Consider the following 16,369-nt stretch of genomic DNA (forward strand, 5'->3'; position numbering starts at 1 on the left):
CGGGGGGAGTTTAGGGGCTGGCACCGGTTTTGTCATGGCCGCCCCGGCGCAGCCCCGAACCGTCCGGCGCGCATCCCGGAAAGCCCTATTGTCCGTGGAAATGGTCGTAAATCTTCTTGGCGACCGTTTCATTGATGCCGGCGACCTGGGTCAGGTCGGTCAGGCCGGCGCGCGCCACCGCCTGTGCCGATCCGAAATGCAGCAGGAGCGCCTTCTTGCGCTTGGCGCCGATGCCGGCGACCTCGTCCAGCAGCGAATGGCCGATCTGCTTCGATCGCTTGGCGCGATGGGTGCCGATGGCGAAGCGATGCGCCTCGTCGCGCAGGCGCTGCAGGAAATAGAGCACCGGGTCCTTGGGCTCGAGGCTGAAAGGCGGCTTGCCCGGCATGAAGAAGCGCTCGCGGCCTGCATCCCGGTCCGGGCCCTTGGCGATGGCGACGATCGCCACATCGTCGATGCCCAGCTCCGCGAAGACCGCGAGCGCCGAATTGAGCTGCCCCTGCCCGCCATCGAGCATGACCAGGTCGGGCCAGGTGCCGCGCTCGCGCTCCGGGTCTTCCTTCAGCGCGCGGGCGAAGCGGCGCTCCATCACCTCGCGCATCATGGCGTAGTCGTCGCCGCCCGTGGGCGCCGGCAGGGCCGCCACCACCTCGGCCGGCGTCGGCTCGCTCTCCACCTGGAAGGCTGGCGAAGGCTCATGCAGCGTCGTGGGCGCGGCCGGCTCGCTGGCCGGCTTGGGCCGATCCTTGCCGTGCTTCGGCCCGACGATCGAGAATTTGCGGTAGGCGCTTTTCATGAAGCCTTCGGGTCCGGCCACGATCATGGCGCCGTAGGCATGGCGACCCTGGATATGGCTGTTGTCATAGACCTCGATGCGGTTCGGTGGCGCGTCGAGGCCCAGCGCCTGGGCGACGCCCTCGAGCAGCTGGCGCTGGCTGGCATTTTCGGCCATCCGGCGGCCCAGCGCCTCGCGCGCATTGGCGAGCGCATGGTCGATCACGCGGCGCTTCGAGCCGCGCTGCGGCAGCAGCAACTCGACCTTCCGACCCGCGGACACGCTCAGCGCTTCGGCCAGCAGCTCTTCATCGGCCGGCTTGTCGCTGAGCAGGATCAGCCGGGGCGGTGTCTTGTTCTCGTAGAACTGGCCGATGAAGGCGGCCATGATCTCGTCGAGCGCCGTCTCGCGGTCATGCGACGGGTAATAGGCGCGGTTGCCATAGTTGGAGCCGGCGCGGAAGAAGAAAACCTGAATGCAAGTTTGCCCGCCCGCCTGGTGGGCGGCGATGATATCGGCCTCGTCGATATCCTCGACATTGATGTCCTGATGCGCCTGCACCTGGGCCAGCGCGCGGATGCGGTCGCGCAGCTTGGCGGCGGTCTCAAAATCGAGCGCTTCGCTGGCGCCCTGCATCGCCAGGGCCAGGCGCTGCTGCACGTCGCGGCTCTGGCCGGAAAGGAAGTCATGCGCTTCCGCCACCAGCTCCGCATAATCGGCCTGGTTGATCCGGCCCACGCAGGGCGCCGAGCAGCGCTTGATCTGGTAGAGCAGGCAGGGCCGCGTCCGCGAGCTATAGACGCTGTCGGAGCAGGAGCGCAGCAGGAAGGCGCGCTGCAGCGCGGTCAAGGTCCGATTGACGGCGCCCGCCGAGGCGAAGGGTCCGAAATATTCGCCCGGCCGCGAGCGCGCGCCGCGATGCTTGGTGATTTGTGGCGCCGGATGATCGGCTGTCACAAGAATGTAAGGAAACGACTTGTCGTCGCGGAGCTGGACGTTGAAACGCGGCCGCAGCCGCTTCACGAGATTGCTCTCGAGCAGCAGCGCTTCCACCTCGGTGTGCGTCACCACCACCTCGAGACTTTCGGTCTCGGCCACCATGCGCTTGAGGCGCATCGGCAACCGGTCGGTCTGGGTGTAGGAGGTGACGCGTCGCTTGAGATTGCGCGCCTTGCCCACATAGAGCGCGTCGCCGGCGGCGTTCAGCATCCGATAGACGCCGGGCGAGGAAGGCAGGGTCTTGAGATGCGCCTCGAGCAGCGCGACGCCCTCGGCCAGGCTCGGGGTCCGGGCGCGTTTGCGGCTTGGCGGCGCGGAATTTTCGGGACCGGACGGGGACTTCGGGGACCCCGGCGCGGGCGCGGGCGCATCGTCCGGACGGTCGGGGGTCATGGACACCCGCCTCGGTCCGCGAGGTCCCGTCGCGAGGGAATCGCGCGGGAATCCTGGGGCGCTCTCAGATATCCACGGAATCGGTGCATAACGCTGTTGATAATGGGGGCCGGCCCAGGGTTCGAGCCAGCGAATCCGTCCCTTTCACGTCATTGCCTATTAAATAGGCATAAATCGTAACTGTTTGAAATCAAGCTACAAAAATAAATATTTGCATGAACTCTTGATGAAGGCCCGGCCCGGCTGCGGGCGCGGTTGCAAGCCTAATTTGCGCTCTGGCCCGCTGTGCACAACTCGGACCCCCGGAACCCCTGTCAAGCTCTTAACCAATAGTTCCGGCATTTCAAGGGGTTCAGCCAGTGCCTCGCATCTCGGAGTATGCAGTTTAAAACATCCTGGGGGTTGTATTGGCGCTGCAGGTTAATGACCGGAGCCGCCGCTCAACGGCCCGGTCTGCGGCGCTCCACCTCGATGCCGACGCTCAAGGCCTCGGGGAAAACATCGAGTTTCTCGATCCTCACTTTGGCGTTCAGCACGCGGCGATCGGCGAAGCACATCTCGGCGATGCGCTCGCACAGCGTCTCGACCAGGTTCACATGGCCGTTGCCGACCACATGTCGAATACCTGTCATCAATTCGCCATAACAGACCGTGTTCTCCAGCTCGTCATTGATTGGCCCATCAGCTTCGACCTCGAGCTCGAGATTGAGACGGATCCGCTGGTTGGCCACCCGTTCATGTTGATGAACGCCGATCCGCGCCGACAGCACCAGGTCGCGGATGAAGAGGCGCATGGGAACGGCTTCGGCTTGGCGCGCCGGGAAAGCGCTCACCACCTTCTTCGTCGTCGCGCTCTTGGGCTTGGTGATGGCCATGGAATTCGCCTTGTCTGTCGGAGAGATCGTCGATCGGAGATATTGCGCCAGCCGGTGGGTGGCTGCGAAAGCCAGAGCCGGGTCTCGTCAGATTTGGGGAGCCGGCATGGTCTCGGAAAGCCCCATGGCCGTCACCCGGAAACAGTAGCGCCGCCGCTCATTCCTGCGCAACAAAGCCGCGCGACGGCACGGCCCAGCCCAGATGCTCGCCGCCATCCAGCGCGATCATCTGGCCGGTCATCGCCGGCGCCGCCAGGATGAAGCGGAGCGCCTCGCAGATTTCCTGGGGCGTGGTGCCGCGTCCGAGCGGCATCGCAGCGCATTGGCGCTCGAATTGCTCGGCGGTCTGGCGCGGGCTGGGCAAGGTCGGGCCCGGCCCGATGCCATTGACCCGGATCCGCGGCGCCAGCGCCAGCGCCAGAGTCCGCGTCAGCGTCCAGAGCCCCATCTTGCCGACCGTGTAGGAGAGGAAATAGGGCGTGGGCTTCCACACCCGCTGGTCCAGCATATTGACGATGTTGCCCGGGGCGCCTGCCGGCAGCTGGCGCGCGAAGGCCTGGCAGAGCACCAGCGGCGCCCGCAGATTGGTCTCGATATGCGCGTCCCAGGATTCGCGTGTCGCCGTGTCGATCTTGTCCATCTCGAACAGCGAGGCGTTGTTGACCAGGAGCGAAAGCGGCCCCAGCGCCTCGGTCGCGCGCGGCAGCAGGCTCTCGACCTCGGCCTCGCGCTGCAGGTCGGCATGGAGCGCCACGGCGCGCCCGCCGCCGCGCTCGATCGTCTGCACCAGCGCCTCGGCCTCGGCGCGCGAGCTGTTGTAGTGGATGGCCACGGCCCAGCCCTGCTGCACCAGATCCTCGGCAATGGCGCGGCCGATGCGCTTGGCAGCGCCGGTCACGAGCGCAGCACGAACGGGAGCGGGGGCGGGAGTCGTCATGGCCGGGAGAATGACCCGGGTCCCCGCTGGTGGCAACCCTGCAAACCCCTGATCGGGCCGCGAGATTCGAGCCTGTCTTGCGGCAAAATGGACATGGTATAAATCCTTCGGGAAATGTGACGGTCGGGATGGGGGGCGACAGGTGCGCCCGTCACGCCGATCGTCGGTGGGTCTCGGTTTTCCCGCGCCCTCGGGTCGCGGGGAAATTCTGCAGGAGGGTTTGGACGCATGCGACGCGTGGTTTCATTGGCGCTCATCCTCGTCCTTGCCGGCTGTGCCCAGTCCTATCAGCCGGTGGTGGATACGAAGGGTGTCGATAACGCCAAATATCAGCAGGATCTTTCGGAGTGCCGGCAATATGCCGAGCAGGTCAGCCCGGCGGGCGAAGCGGCGACGACCGGTTTGCTCGGGGCGGCGGGCGGTGCCGCGCTGGGCGCCATCGTCGGCGCCTTCTCCGGCGGTGCCGGAACGGGTGCGGCCATCGGTGCCGCGACCGGCGGTGCGGTCGGCGCGGGTGCCGGCGGCGTCAGCGGCGTCAGCGAGCAGAAGCGCATCATCAACAACTGCCTGCGCGGGCGCGGCTACAACGTGTTGAACAGCTGACGTCCGGACGGCGCTTTTGCTTGGGTCGGACGAAACAATCCCTCGCTTGCCTTGACCCTTCGCGCCGGCTCACGATGTCGAGCTTGCTGGATATCCTGTGCGCATCGAGAAGGAGCTGCCCATGACCGAAACGCCCGCCAGGACTTGGCGCACAGACGGCGTCCAGGTCATTCCCGGGTCCTCGCTCGATCCGAACACGGCGCAGACGCCCGGCATGTCGCGCGCGACGGCGATCAATCTCGCCCGCGCCGGCGCGCAGAAGATCTGGGCCGGCACCGTCACCATCGCGCCCAACGCCAAGACCGGCGCGCATCACCACGGATCGCTCGAAAGCGTGATCTATGTGGTGCGCGGCCGCGCGCGCATGCGTTGGGGCGAGACGCTGGAGTTCATGGCCGAGGCCGGCCCGGGCGATTTCATCTTCATTCCGCCCTATGTCCCGCATCAGGAGATCAACGCCGACCCCGGCGAGCCGCTCGAATGCGTGCTGGTGCGCAGCGACCAGGAGCCGGTGGTCGTCAATCTCGACATCGAGCCGGTCGAGCGCCCGGAATCGGTCGCCTGGATCGACCCGATCCACCGCCACCCGCATAAGTGAGCTCGGCAGCGATTATCGGGCGACTTCATCCCTCCCCCTCCCGCAAGGGAAAGGGGTGAAAAGAACCCGGCGGGCGACGCTATTCGGCTGCCGACGTGCCTCGGCCGCGCGCTCGTGCAGTGGCAAGCCGCCGCGTCAGCGGAATCAGCTCGCGGCCATAATCGATCGCATCCTCCAGCGGATCGAAGCCGCGGATCAGGAACGTGGTGACGCCGAGATCGAAGTAATCGAGCAACCCGTCGGCGACCTGCTCAGGCGTTCCGACCAGCGAGGTGGTGTTGCCACGGGCCCCCGTCGCGACCGCCGCCGCCGTCCAGAGCCGCTTGTCGAGGCGCGCACCCTGCGCTGCTGCTGCCAGCAGACGCTGTGAGCCGGTATTGGACGGGGCGAGGTCGGCTTTGCCGAGGCCGGCCTTGGCGCGGGCCTCGTGGATGCGCTCGAGGATCTCGTCTGCGCGCTTCCAGGCCTTCTCCTCCGTGTCGGCCAGGATCGGCCGGAGCGAAAGGCTGAAGCGAAGCTGGCGGCCATGTTTTGCTGCCGAGGCACGCACCCTTGTGATGGCTTCGCGTGCCTGCGCATGGGTCTCGCCCCAGAGCGCATAGATGTCCGCATGCTTGCCCGCGACCTCGATCGCCGCATCGGACGAGCCGCCGAAATAGATCGGGATCGAGGGCTTCTGCAGCGGCTTGATCTGGGCGAAGGCGCCTTCCACGCGGTAATGCTGGCCGCGATAGTCGAAGGGTTTGTCGCTGGTCCAGGTCTTGCGCAGGACCTCGATGAACTCGGCGCTGCGTTCATAGCGCTGGTCATGGGTCAGATAGTCGCCGTCACGGCGCTGCTCGGCATCGTCGCCGCCCGAGATGATATGCACCGCCACGCGGCCTTTGGAGACATGGTCGAGCGTGGCGAAGCTGCGCGCGGCATAGGTCGGCGCCACGAACCCCGGCCGATGCGCGATCATGTAGCCCAGCCGATCGGTGACGCTGGCGGCATAGGCGGCGATCTGCTCCCCGTCGGGCGATTCCGAGTGATGCGCGATCAGCACGCGGTCGAAGCCGGATGCTTCATGCGCCTGCGCGAAGCGCCGGATGTAATCGAGATCGACGATCGGTCCGCTTGCCGGGATCGTTTCAGAGGAGAGGCGGTGGGCGATCAGGCCGATGAAATCGATGCTCATGATGGCTTTCCTTCGGTGAAGCGTCGTCTCTCTTCTGCCGGTCAGTGATCGAGCGCCCGCCGCCCGCTGCCGATCCGGACCGAATCATCCTGGGGCGTGTGGATGCGACCGCAGATCACGTCGCGGAAATGGCGTTCCAGCGGCTCGGCGGCGGAGAGGCCGGGATTGCCGGAGAGCTTGACCGCGATTTCGACGGCGGCGATCGCCTGGTTGGTGACCGTCAATTTGATCTGGCCGCTCTCGCCAACGCTGGGCGGGTTGTCTTCATCGGTATCGCGAGCGGCGCTGCGCAGGAGGCGGTCATTGACGCCGAGCAGCGTCTCGATCTCGCCGGCCGCTTCCTGGAAGCGCGGCAGGCTGGCCAGGGGTGCGCCCAGATTGGAGGGGGCTCGCGTTCGGGCGAACCGCAGGAACCAATGGCGGGCTGCGAGCGCCACGCCGTGATAGACGGCGGCCACCAGCAGCGTGCTCCAGGCATATTGATTGGGCTCTTGCAGACTCCAGGCAGCCAGGGGTCGGATATCGACCGCGTGATCCTCCGGTATCACGACATTCTGGAGAATCACGTCATGGCTCGCCGAGGCGCGCATCCCGAGTTGATTCCAGCTTTCTCTCACTTCAATTCCGGGCGCGCCGCCGGGTACCAGGAACGTGCCGACCTTTGGCTCGGCGTCCTCGGTGCGCGCCCAGACCGCGAGCCAGGACAGGATCGGAATGCCGGTCGAGTAAATTTTGTGGCCGGAGAGGCTCCAGCCTGTGGGGGTTCGCCGGGCCAGGGTTGCCGGCAGGCCGCCGCGCGCCGGCGTGCCCAGCTCCGGTTCGACCCGCAGCGCGTTGATCAGCGAGACCTCGTTCGCCGCCTCGCGGCCGAGACGCTCTGCCCAGGAGGCCGGCCAGCTGCGCGCAGCGGTCGCGAGATGGATATAATGCATGGCGAGCACCAGCGCCGTCGAAGGCTCGCCCTGCGCGATGCTGCGGATCACGGTCACCGCATCCTCGAGCCCGCCGGCGCGGCCGCCGAAGCGCTTCGGGACGTTAAGGGCGAGCAGGCCTTCTTGCGCGAGTCGGGCGAAATTGGCATGCGGGAAGCTGCTGGTGCGATCATGGGCACCGGCGGTGACGGCGAATTCTTCCGCGAGCCGGGCCGCGCGCCCGGCCAGTGACTCGAGCTCGATCGTCATTTTCGGATATGGCTTGGCCATGGGAATTGTCTCAGCAGGCCAATGTTGTGGAGGCGGCGTAGAATGCGGCTACGCCTCAGCAAACCCGTCGAGTGCCGCCGCCGTAAACCGAGCTTTTCTTCTGCGGGCCTTGAGAAAATCTCGCTAACCGCCACCTGGATGGTAGGCTTTAGAAAGAAGCGCCGGGGGTGGATGGCGGGCTTGCCGCATCATTTAACGGACTGGAACGATGAATCTTTTCACGCCGACGACGATCGGCCCCCTGCGTCTGCCGAACCGCATTGCGATGGCGCCGATGACGCGCAATCGCGCGAGCGACGATCAGGTGCCGACGGCGGCCATGGCGACTTACTATGCGCAACGCGCCAGCGCCGGCCTGATCGTGACCGAGGCCAGCCAGATCTCGCATCAAGCCGTCGGTTATCCCCGCACACCCGGCATCCATAACGAATCCCAGATCGACGGCTGGCGTCGGGTGACCGACGCCGTTCATGCGGCGGACGGGCGAATCTTTCTGCAGCTCTGGCATGCGGGCCGCGCCTCGCACCCGTCGCTGTTGCCGGGGCGGGCTTTGCCGGTTGCGCCCTCGGCCATTCCGGCCCGTGGCAAGGCCTTCACGGCCGAGGGGCTGTTGCCTTTCCCGACGCCGCGCGCGCTCGAGGCGAGCGAGATCGCGGAGATCGTGGCCGACTTCGGTGCCGCCGCCTGGCGTGCCCGCATGGCTGGATTCGACGGCATCGAGATTCATGCCGGCAATGGCTATCTCATCGATCAGTTCCTGCGCGACGGATCCAACCGGCGGACCGACCGTTACGGCGGCAGCATTGCCAATCGCGTCCGGCTCCTGCTGGAGGTCACGCAAGCCGCCGCCGGCGGCTGGAGCGCGGACCGCGTCGGCGTGCGGTTATCGCCGCTCCAGAACTTCAACGACATGAGCGATTCCGATCCGGCCGCCACCTTCGCTCAGGCGGCGCGGGAATTGTCCCCGCTGGGTCTCGCCTATCTTCATGTGGTGGAAGCCGTGACCGGCAGCGAGGCGGGACAGGCTCCGCTCGTCGCCCCGATCCTGCGGCGCGCCTTCAAAGGGCCGCTCATCCTGAATGGCGGCTACACCCATGCGTTGGCCGAGAAGGCGATCATATCCGGCGAGGCCGACCTGATCTCATTCGGGGCGGCCTTCCTTGCCAACCCCGATCTTCCCGAACGACTGCGCCGCCAGGCACCGCTCAACCCGGCCGATCGCGCGACCTTCTATGGCGGCGATGACCGCGGCTATACCGACTATTCGCCCCTGTCGGATCCGACGACGGCGAGGCGCTGAGGCAACTCAGGCCTGCTAGGACTCGACCGCCTCGGCCGGTGCACGGGCGAACTCGCGACCGAGGGCCCGGGCGCGGCGGAGCAGTTCCGTCCGCATCGCATCGGACTCCTTCGAATTCATCAGCAGCTCGAGCCGGCCGTTGCGGACCTTGCAATAGTCCAGGACGCCCTGGACCAGCTGGATCTCCATGGCGCCGCGATAGCCGCGCTGCCCGTCATAATTCTTGGCCGTGCCGGCGGCGACGCCGATGAGTAATCCCTGCTCCAGTCGCAACTGGCTCTGGCTATAGGCCCAGCCGCGATTCCAGACCCGGTCGATCCAGCCCTTGAGCATCGCCGGCACCGACCACCACCAGACCGGAAACACCATGGCGATCGCATCGTGGCGTTCGACCCGTGCCTGCTCGGCCAGGACCGCGTCGGAATAGCGTTTAGGCTGATGCCAATCCGGCTCGTCGGGCGGGAAGACCAAGGGGTCGAAGCCCTCGGCATAGAGATCGGCCAGCTCGCCGCCATGGCCGCTCTCCGCCAGTCCCGCGCGGAATTCATTCGCGACGCCCGCCGTGAGGGAATCGGGGCGCGGGTGGCAGAGAACGGTCAGCACTTGCATCGAGACTTCCCCCAGGCCTGGCGATCTATTTCTTCTCGTCCTTCGGATCGAAGGTGAGGGAAGCCGAGTTGATGCAGTAACGCAAGCCCGTCGGCGCCGGGCCGTCGGGGAAGATATGGCCCAGATGCGCCGCGCAGCGGGAGCAATGAACCTCGGTGCGCACCATCATATGGCTGCGGTCGGTCTGGGTCTCGACGGCGTCCTTGGCCTTGGGCTGGGTGAAGCTCGGCCAGCCGCAGCCGGAATCGAACTTGTCGTCCGATTCGAACAGCAGTTCGCCGCAGCAGACGCAGCGATATTCGCCGGCTTCGTGATTGTCCCAGTACTCGCCGGTGAAGGCGCGCTCGGTGCCGGCCTCGCGCGCGACCCGATATTGCTCGGGCGTGAGCTGCTTGCGCCATTCGGCGTCGGGCTTCTGGATCTTGGGAGACTTGGTATGGCTGTCGGTCATGGAAACCTCCTCATCAAGACAGGACGAAAAGCCGGCAGATCACGCCGATCAACGCGCCCGCCAGCAAGGCGATGCAGGCCGCCGCGGCGACCACGAAGCCGGGCCCGCGTTTCGCGGGGTCGCGAAAATAGCTGACCATGTAGAGGACGCGGCCCGCGACCCAGACCGCGCCCAGCACCGCCGCCCAGAGCGGCGAGACAAAGATCGCGAACAGCCAGAGCGAGGCCAGGAACGGCACCAGCTGTTCGAGCGTGTTGGCCTGGATCCGTTGCGCCCGCTTGAACTCCTCCGGTCCCTCGGTCGAGGGCGCCATGACCTTATGGCGATAGCGCATCCGGCTGGCGAGAACGAAGGTCGCCAGATAGACGAGCAGAGCCGCAATCGTCGCCAGAGCGGGCCAGGGGTACAGGTCAGCCATCGGGGTGGGATGCTCGGGGGTCTGGGGTTGCCTGCCACAGATAATGGGCCGGCCGGAGGATTCGAGTCACGAGGGAGTGACCGGAACGCGGTTTGAGTTAATCCCCTCCCCCGGAACGGGGGAGGGCGTGGGAGGGGGAAGTCCTGCTCCCCGCAGCCCCCTTCCTAACCTTCCCCCATTCGGGGGGAAGCGATTCGTCTGCAATCAGCCCCGCTTGCTGCGGCCCCTGAACCCGCCGCGCTTGGGGCGGCCGGCCTTGGCGGCACCGGCGGGGCGGTCCCACGGCGTGAGGGCCGGCTCGGCCGCCTTGGAGATGCGGGGCGGACGGGGGCCGACCTGAGGGGGTTCGCCCGCGCGGCCGCCGATCGAGCGGCCTCCCGAACCTGGCGCTCCTGCGGGGATCTCCAGCTGCATGGCCTCGAGCCGGCGGAGCTCGTCGCGCAGCCGGGCCGCTTCCTCGAATTCGAGATCGGCCGCGGCGGTGCGCATGCGTTTCTCCAGGTCGGCCACGGTGGCCTGGAGGTTGTGGCCGATATGATGCAAGGCCCCCTTGTCGCCGGTCGTGACCGTGACATGATCGCGCTCATAGACGCTCTCGAGAATGTCGCCGATCGATTTCTTGATCGATTCCGGCGTGATCCCGTGGGCCACGTTCCAGGCCGTCTGCTTGTCGCGCCGGCGCTGGGTTTCGCCCAGCGCCTTTTCCATCGATTTGGTCATGACGTCGGCATAGAGGATGACGCGGCCTTCGACATTGCGCGCGGCACGGCCGATGGTCTGGATCAGCGAGGTCTGCGAGCGCAGATAGCCTTCCTTGTCGGCATCGAGGATGGCGACCAGCGCGCATTCCGGAATATCGAGGCCTTCGCGCAGCAGGTTGATGCCGATCAGCACGTCGAAGGCGCCGAGCCGCAGGTCGCGGATGATCTCGATGCGCTCCAGGGTCTCGACGTCGGAATGGATGTAGCGCACGCGCACGCCCGCCTCATGCATATATTCGGTCAGATCCTCGGCCATGCGCTTGGTCAGGGTGGTGATCAGCACGCGCTGGCCCTTGGCCGCGGCCGCCTTGCATTCGGCGATCACGTCGTCCACCTGGGTCTCGGTCGGGCGGATGAGGCAGGGCGGATCGATCAGACCGGTCGGGCGGATCACCTGCTCGGCGAAAACGCCCTCGGTGCGCTCCATCTCCCAGGGCCCCGGCGTCGCCGAGACATAGACCGACTGCGGCCGCATCACGTCCCACTCCTCGAATTTGAGCGGGCGGTTGTCGATGCAGGAAGGCAGGCGGAAGCCGAACTCCGACAGCGTGTTCTTGCGCTGGAAGTCGCCGCGATACATGCCGCCCACCTGCGGCACGGTCACATGGCTCTCATCCACGATCAGCAGCGCGTCGGCGGGGATATATTCGAACAGGGTCGGCGGCGGCTCGCCCGGCTTGCGGCCGGTGAGATAGCGGGAATAGTTCTCGATGCCGGCGCAGGAGCCCGTCGCCGCCATCATCTCGATGTCGAACTGGGTGCGCTGCTCCAGCCGCTGGGCTTCCAGCAGCTTGCCGGTCTTGGCGAAGTCCTCGAGCCGCAGCTTGAGCTCCACCTTGATCTGCTCGATCGCCTGATTCAGGGTCGGCTTCGGCGTGACGTAGTGGCTGTTGGCGTAGATCTTGATCTCGTTGAGGGCCGCGATGCGCTCGCCCGTCAGCGGGTCGAACTCGACGATGCTCTCGACCTCGTCGCCGAACAGCGACAGCCGCCAGGCGCGGTCTTCCAGATGGGCCGGGAAGATCTCGATCGAATCGCCGCGCACACGGAACGAGCCGCGCTGGAAGGCGGCGTCGTTGCGCTTGTACTGGATCTCGACCAGGCGGCGCAGCAGCTCATGGCGCTCGCGCGTGTCGCCCTTCTTGATCGTGATGGTCATGGTCGAGTAGGTCTCGGGCGAGCCGATACCGTAGATGCAGGAGACCGATGCCACGATGATGACGTCGCGGCGCTCGAACAGCGAGCGCGTCGCCGAGTGGCGCATGCGGTCGATCTGCTCGTTGATCGAGCTTTCCTTCTCGATATAGGTGTCGGTCCGCGGGACGTAGGCCTCGGGCTGGTAGTAGTCGTAATAGGAGACGAAATACTCGACCGCGTTTTCCGGGAAGAAGCTCTTCATCTCGCCATAGAGCTGGGCGGCGAGGGTCTTGTTCGGCGCCAGGACCAGGGTCGGGCGCTGCAGCCGCTGAATCACATGGGCCATGGTGTAGGTCTTGCCGGAGCCCGTCACGCCCAGCAGCACCTGGTCGCGCTCGCCCTTTACCAGTCCCTCGGTGAGCTGCTCGATGGCCTGGGGCTGGTCGCCCGCCGGATCGAAGGGGGAAACCAGCTTGAACGGCGTGCCTTCGCCCGCGATCGGGCGTTCGAGCACGATCGGGTCGAATCCTGGGGGAGCCCCTTTGACGGAATTCAGCCTTGGCGACATGGCCCCAGATATAGCGAGCCGGTCCCGCCCTGGGTAGGGGTGGGGCCTGCGACCCTGCCATGCTCATGAAAATGCCGCCCGAGGGCCCGGGCGGCGGGCAAAAAGAAACCCGGCCTCTGATGGAGGCCGGGAGGGCGGATGGAACCGCTCTAAGGGGAACCGACTGTCATGAACGGGTCAGGCCCTGTCACCGGCCCGACTCATTCGGGTGTTGCGACCAAGCCGGAACCGAAGGTCCCAGCTGGGCCACGCTGACGAGACCCGGCGGCGGTTTCAGGCCGAGAGACTCGGCCACACGCGGAACCGACAGCACGAGCAGCGCCAACAACATGACGCCCGACATCAGACCGACCCGGATGCTGGCGATCAGCTTGCGGCCCTTGCCGCCTGGGATCGACCCGTTGTCCTGCGCAAACTTGGCATTACCGCGCATCCTGCACCCCCTAATCCTTCGGCATTCTCCTTCGCGACCCCCTTGGTCGCTCGGACAATGCAGATATGGTCAGTCGCTGTGGCGAGACACGCCCCCTCCTGGGGCGTTTCCGTGATTCTTTGGGGCGGAAATGTGGCGCCCGCTCTTGGCGCTCTGAAACCCCGCCGCCTTTCGTCACCTCGCCCAGCTCTTCCGCTGGAGTCTCATGATTGCGGCAGATGGCGTTTCGGCCGTGTTAAGGGCCGTGGTTAACGCGCGGGATTTTTTCCTGGGCGCTGCAACCGATGCATTTGGCGCGAATGCAGGATGAGGGGCTGGCGCCGGCGCAAAGGAAAACCCTGTTCTCGCCCACAGGCGAGAACAGGGTTGGTTGCATCTGCGAAAAGGGCGCGGCCGTTACTTCGGGACCGCCACCGTGAAGTAGGGCGCCGTGAGCGTCTGGCCGGCGCCGAAGGGACCCGGCACCTTATGGGAGAAGGCCGGCAGGGTCTTGATGAAGGCCGCCAGGGCCTTGGCATCGCTCTCGGTGAGCGCGCCGTAGGAGTGCCAGGGCATGACCGGCGCCAGCTCGCGCCCGTCGGGCCGCACGCCGGTGCGGACGGCCGCGATGATCTCGGCCTGGCTCCATTGGCCGAGACCGGTTTCCTTGTCCGAGGTCAGGTTGGGCGGATAGAAGACGCCGAGGCCCGGGATCTCGAAGCCGATATCGGAGCCACCCAGCGCATGGGCCATGTCGGGCTGGCCCGTCATGGCGCCCGGGGTATGGCACCCGCCGCAATCCATGATGGTCGCGAGATAGCGGCCGCGCTCGATGGTGCTTTCGGCCAGGGCCGGCGCGGCCCCGAAGCCGGCCAGAGTCAGGATCAGCGCGCCGAAGGCGGCACCACGCGCCGGAAACGGTGTCTTGGACATGGTCATGGTTGGGCCTCTCCCCCGAGATGAGACGCGGATCGCGAGATGAACCGCTCCGCAGGAGCGCCTTCTACGGGAAGCAATCGACCGTTGTCGAGACGGAATGAATAAGATTCGATGCAATTCCCTTATGTGCGGGAAGCATCGTTTCAAGAGTGCGTTGTCGCGGTAACAATGCGCGACACAGATGAAACGGATCGCGTATTTCCCAACATAAATCCATGGTCCCGGCTTGCGCCGAGGGCGGGCGGCGACTATCTTCGCGCCGCTTGCCGCGTGCTGGAATCGCATCGCCGCCGCGGCCCGATTTTCCCTTCATCTACGAGCCCAGGAATTCGCCATGGCCTTCCTCGCTGACCGTCTCGATCTGATCAAGCCGTCGCCCACCATCGCCGTCACCATGAAGGCGCGTGAGCTCAAGGCGGCCGGGCGCGACGTGATCGGGCTCGGTGCCGGCGAGCCGGACTTCGACACGCCCGACAACATCAAGGCGGCGGCGGTCGAAGCGATCCGCCGCGGCGACACGAAATACACCAATGTCGACGGCACCAACGAGCTGAAGAAGGCGATCTGCGCCAAGTTCGAGCGCGAGAACGGCCTCGGCTACAAGATCGACGAGATCACGGTCGCGTCGGGCGGCAAGCAGATCATCTATAACGCGATGGTCGCGACGCTGAACCCCGGCGACGAGGTGGTGATCCCGGCGCCCTATTGGGTGTCCTATCCCGACATCGTGCTGCTCTGCGAGGGCAAGCCGGTGTTCGTGCCTTGCAGCCAGGAGAGCGGTTTCAAGCTGAACGCGCGCGATCTCGACCGCGCCATCACGCCCAAGACCAAATGGATCATCCTCAACAGCCCGTCCAACCCGACCGGTGCCGCCTATACGCGCGACGAGCTGAAGGCGCTGACCGACGTGCTGGTCAAGCATCCGCATGTCTGGATCCTGACCGACGACATGTATGAGCATCTGGTCTATGACAATTTCGTCTTCTCCACGCCGGCGCAGATCGAGCCGCGCCTGAAGGACCGTACGGTCACGATGAACGGCGTGAGCAAGGCCTATTGCATGACCGGCTGGCGCATCGGCTATGCGGCGGCGCCGGTGGCGCTGATCAAGGCGATCGCCAAGGTGCAGTCGCAGAGCACCTCCAACCCCTGCTCGATCAGCCAGGCCGCCTCGGTCGAGGCGCTGAGCGGACCGCAGGAGTTCATCGCCAAGCACAACGCCGTCTTCAAGCAGCGCCGCGACATGGTCGTCGACATGCTGAACCAGGCGAAGGGCATCAAGTGCCACAAGCCGGAAGGTGCCTTTTATGTCTATCCGTCCTGCGCCGGCACCATCGGCAAGCGCACGCCGGAAGGCAAGGTCATTGCCAGCGACGATGATTTCGTCGCCTACATCCTCGAGGCCGAGGGCGTGGCGGCGGTGCAGGGCTCGGCCTTCGGCTTGTCGCCCTTCTTCCGCATCTCCTACGCGACCTCGACCGAGGCGCTGAAGGATGCCTGCACGCGCATCCAGCGCGCCTGCGCGAAGCTGAGCTGAAGGCCGGGCTTCAGCCCGCGCTGAGGGCGAAGGCGGCGAGGAAGGCCCAGACCGCCTTGAAGACGGCCCAGCCGGCGATGGCGGCGAAGGTCACGGCGCCGAGGCCCAAGGCCGTCGCAGCCAGGGCGCAGAGTCCGTCGCGCTCGATCAGGGCGAGGCCGAACAAGGCCACCGGCAACGCCAACGGAATGTTGGTCAGCGGAATCGGCAAGGCCAGCAGCAGGCTCAGCACCAGGCAGAAGCCTCCGATCAGCCGCTCCGCCACCGCGACGGTGAGAAACGACAGGCGGGGCTTGAGAATGCGTTCGACCCGCACCAGCGCCGGTAACGCCTTGCCGATCACCCGCGCATAGTCCTCGCGCGAGATCGATCGCTGCAGCATGGCCTGGGGCAGCCAGGGCCGCGATCGCCCCAGGATCATCTGCAGCGCGATGAATGCCAAGGGCAGGCCCAGCACGGCGGACAGCCCCGGCAGGTAGATCGGCACGAGATTGGGCAGGGCGAACAGAATCAACAGCAGCCCATAGCTGCGTTCATTCAGCGTCGACACGATCTCGCCGAGCGCCACGCGCTCTTTCGGCCAGTCGCGTCCGAATTCGAGAAGAATGCGGGAGACGCTGCGGCGAGGGCCGTTGCGCGGAGAACCGGCAGCGAAGGCTTCGGCAGTCACGGGCTCGC

Annotated in this window: 16 protein-coding genes; 4 read left to right on the plus strand and 12 right to left on the minus strand. The window is 66.1% G+C overall.

All coding sequences use genetic code 11. The features are described from left to right. Positions 1 to 85 precede the first annotated feature (85 nt). The 3 genes from uvrC to ACREE8_RS14945 all read right to left on the minus strand — a co-directional run bounded on the left by uvrC (position 86) and on the right by ACREE8_RS14945 (position 3,979). Positions 86 to 2,167, minus strand: coding sequence for an excinuclease ABC subunit UvrC (uvrC, locus tag ACREE8_RS14935; RefSeq protein WP_431573804.1), 2,082 nt, complete (start codon positions 2,165 to 2,167; stop codon positions 86 to 88). A gap of 440 nt (positions 2,168 to 2,607) precedes the next feature. Continuing rightward, positions 2,608 to 3,042, minus strand: a complete 435-nt coding sequence (folB, locus tag ACREE8_RS14940) for a dihydroneopterin aldolase (RefSeq protein ID WP_431573805.1) — start codon at positions 3,040 to 3,042, stop codon at positions 2,608 to 2,610. 157 nt (positions 3,043 to 3,199) lie between these two features. Continuing rightward, a complete protein-coding gene (locus tag ACREE8_RS14945) occupies positions 3,200 to 3,979 on the minus strand; it encodes an SDR family oxidoreductase (RefSeq protein WP_431573806.1) in 780 nt (259 codons plus the stop codon). 228 nt (positions 3,980 to 4,207) lie between these two features. Here ACREE8_RS14945 and ACREE8_RS14950 point away from each other — a divergent pair, with 228 nt between their 5' ends. After that, positions 4,208 to 4,582, plus strand: coding sequence for a hypothetical protein (locus tag ACREE8_RS14950; protein WP_431573807.1), 375 nt, complete (start codon positions 4,208 to 4,210; stop codon positions 4,580 to 4,582). 121 nt (positions 4,583 to 4,703) lie between these two features. Beyond that, positions 4,704 to 5,180: a cupin domain-containing protein gene (locus tag ACREE8_RS14955; RefSeq protein ID WP_431573808.1), complete on the plus strand. Its 477-nt coding sequence runs from the start codon at positions 4,704 to 4,706 to the stop codon at positions 5,178 to 5,180. 79 nt (positions 5,181 to 5,259) lie between these two features. Here ACREE8_RS14955 and ACREE8_RS14960 read toward each other — a convergent pair whose 3' ends face one another. Beyond that, on the minus strand, positions 5,260 to 6,357 hold the full coding sequence (locus ACREE8_RS14960) for an LLM class flavin-dependent oxidoreductase (RefSeq protein ID WP_431573809.1): 1,098 nt from the start codon (positions 6,355 to 6,357) through the stop codon (positions 5,260 to 5,262). 41 nt (positions 6,358 to 6,398) lie between these two features. Next, the gene (locus tag ACREE8_RS14965) at positions 6,399 to 7,559 is read right to left on the minus strand and encodes an acyl-CoA dehydrogenase family protein (protein ID WP_431573810.1); all 1,161 of its coding nucleotides are present in this window, start codon (positions 7,557 to 7,559) and stop codon (positions 6,399 to 6,401) included. A gap of 208 nt (positions 7,560 to 7,767) precedes the next feature. On the opposite strand from ACREE8_RS14965, the gene ACREE8_RS14970 reads away from it, so the two are divergent. Beyond that, entirely contained in the window at positions 7,768 to 8,859 is a 1,092-nt protein-coding gene (locus ACREE8_RS14970; protein WP_431573811.1) for an alkene reductase, read from the plus strand. Between the two features lie 15 nt (positions 8,860 to 8,874). Here ACREE8_RS14970 and ACREE8_RS14975 read toward each other — a convergent pair whose 3' ends face one another. The 6 genes from ACREE8_RS14975 to ACREE8_RS15000 form a co-directional block, all read right to left on the minus strand. Beyond that, complete coding sequence (locus ACREE8_RS14975) at positions 8,875 to 9,468, minus strand: NAD(P)H oxidoreductase (RefSeq protein WP_431573812.1); 594 nt, start codon at positions 9,466 to 9,468, stop codon at positions 8,875 to 8,877. 25 nt (positions 9,469 to 9,493) lie between these two features. Continuing rightward, complete coding sequence (gene msrB, locus ACREE8_RS14980; protein WP_431573813.1) at positions 9,494 to 9,919, minus strand: peptide-methionine (R)-S-oxide reductase MsrB; 426 nt, start codon at positions 9,917 to 9,919, stop codon at positions 9,494 to 9,496. A 13-nt stretch (positions 9,920 to 9,932) separates the two neighbouring features. Continuing rightward, positions 9,933 to 10,337, minus strand: coding sequence for an MAPEG family protein (locus ACREE8_RS14985; RefSeq protein WP_431573814.1), 405 nt, complete (start codon positions 10,335 to 10,337; stop codon positions 9,933 to 9,935). Between the two features lie 204 nt (positions 10,338 to 10,541). Further along, on the minus strand, positions 10,542 to 12,749 hold the full coding sequence (uvrB, locus tag ACREE8_RS14990) for an excinuclease ABC subunit UvrB (protein WP_431573815.1): 2,208 nt from the start codon (positions 12,747 to 12,749) through the stop codon (positions 10,542 to 10,544). A gap of 241 nt (positions 12,750 to 12,990) precedes the next feature. After that, a complete protein-coding gene (locus tag ACREE8_RS14995) occupies positions 12,991 to 13,236 on the minus strand; it encodes a hypothetical protein (RefSeq protein ID WP_431573816.1) in 246 nt (81 codons plus the stop codon). A gap of 396 nt (positions 13,237 to 13,632) precedes the next feature. Continuing rightward, positions 13,633 to 14,154: a c-type cytochrome gene (locus ACREE8_RS15000; RefSeq protein ID WP_431573817.1), complete on the minus strand. Its 522-nt coding sequence runs from the start codon at positions 14,152 to 14,154 to the stop codon at positions 13,633 to 13,635. Positions 14,155 to 14,488: 334 nt separating this feature from the next. Between ACREE8_RS15000 and ACREE8_RS15005 the strand changes: the two genes are divergently transcribed. After that, positions 14,489 to 15,691, plus strand: coding sequence for a pyridoxal phosphate-dependent aminotransferase (locus ACREE8_RS15005; RefSeq protein WP_431573818.1), 1,203 nt, complete (start codon positions 14,489 to 14,491; stop codon positions 15,689 to 15,691). A gap of 10 nt (positions 15,692 to 15,701) precedes the next feature. Here the strand turns inward: ACREE8_RS15005 and ACREE8_RS15010 are convergent, their stop codons facing one another. Then, positions 15,702 to 16,361, minus strand: coding sequence for an exopolysaccharide biosynthesis protein (locus ACREE8_RS15010; protein ID WP_431573819.1), 660 nt, complete (start codon positions 16,359 to 16,361; stop codon positions 15,702 to 15,704). Positions 16,362 to 16,369 lie beyond the last annotated feature (8 nt).

This window comes from Hypericibacter sp. (assembly GCF_050729195.1).
In the GTDB taxonomy this organism is placed as follows: domain Bacteria; phylum Pseudomonadota; class Alphaproteobacteria; order Dongiales; family Dongiaceae; genus Hypericibacter.

Excerpts from the sequence above, each read along its gene's own strand:
- uvrC (WP_431573804.1), bottom strand. The coding sequence starts at position 2,167 with ATGACCCCCGACCGTCCGGACGATGCGCCCGCGCCCGCGCCGGGGTCC.
- folB (WP_431573805.1), bottom strand. The coding sequence starts at position 3,042 with ATGGCCATCACCAAGCCCAAGAGCGCGACGACGAAGAAGGTGGTGAGC.
- ACREE8_RS14945 (WP_431573806.1), bottom strand. The coding sequence starts at position 3,979 with ATGACGACTCCCGCCCCCGCTCCCGTTCGTGCTGCGCTCGTGACCGGC.
- ACREE8_RS14950 (WP_431573807.1), top strand. The coding sequence starts at position 4,208 with ATGCGACGCGTGGTTTCATTGGCGCTCATCCTCGTCCTTGCCGGCTGT.
- ACREE8_RS14955 (WP_431573808.1), top strand. The coding sequence starts at position 4,704 with ATGACCGAAACGCCCGCCAGGACTTGGCGCACAGACGGCGTCCAGGTC.
- ACREE8_RS14960 (WP_431573809.1), bottom strand. The coding sequence starts at position 6,357 with ATGAGCATCGATTTCATCGGCCTGATCGCCCACCGCCTCTCCTCTGAA.
- ACREE8_RS14965 (WP_431573810.1), bottom strand. The coding sequence starts at position 7,559 with ATGGCCAAGCCATATCCGAAAATGACGATCGAGCTCGAGTCACTGGCC.
- ACREE8_RS14970 (WP_431573811.1), top strand. The coding sequence starts at position 7,768 with ATGAATCTTTTCACGCCGACGACGATCGGCCCCCTGCGTCTGCCGAAC.
- ACREE8_RS14975 (WP_431573812.1), bottom strand. The coding sequence starts at position 9,468 with ATGCAAGTGCTGACCGTTCTCTGCCACCCGCGCCCCGATTCCCTCACG.
- msrB (WP_431573813.1), bottom strand. The coding sequence starts at position 9,919 with ATGACCGACAGCCATACCAAGTCTCCCAAGATCCAGAAGCCCGACGCC.
- ACREE8_RS14985 (WP_431573814.1), bottom strand. The coding sequence starts at position 10,337 with ATGGCTGACCTGTACCCCTGGCCCGCTCTGGCGACGATTGCGGCTCTG.
- ACREE8_RS14995 (WP_431573816.1), bottom strand. The coding sequence starts at position 13,236 with ATGCGCGGTAATGCCAAGTTTGCGCAGGACAACGGGTCGATCCCAGGC.
- ACREE8_RS15000 (WP_431573817.1), bottom strand. The coding sequence starts at position 14,154 with ATGACCATGTCCAAGACACCGTTTCCGGCGCGTGGTGCCGCCTTCGGC.
- ACREE8_RS15005 (WP_431573818.1), top strand. The coding sequence starts at position 14,489 with ATGGCCTTCCTCGCTGACCGTCTCGATCTGATCAAGCCGTCGCCCACC.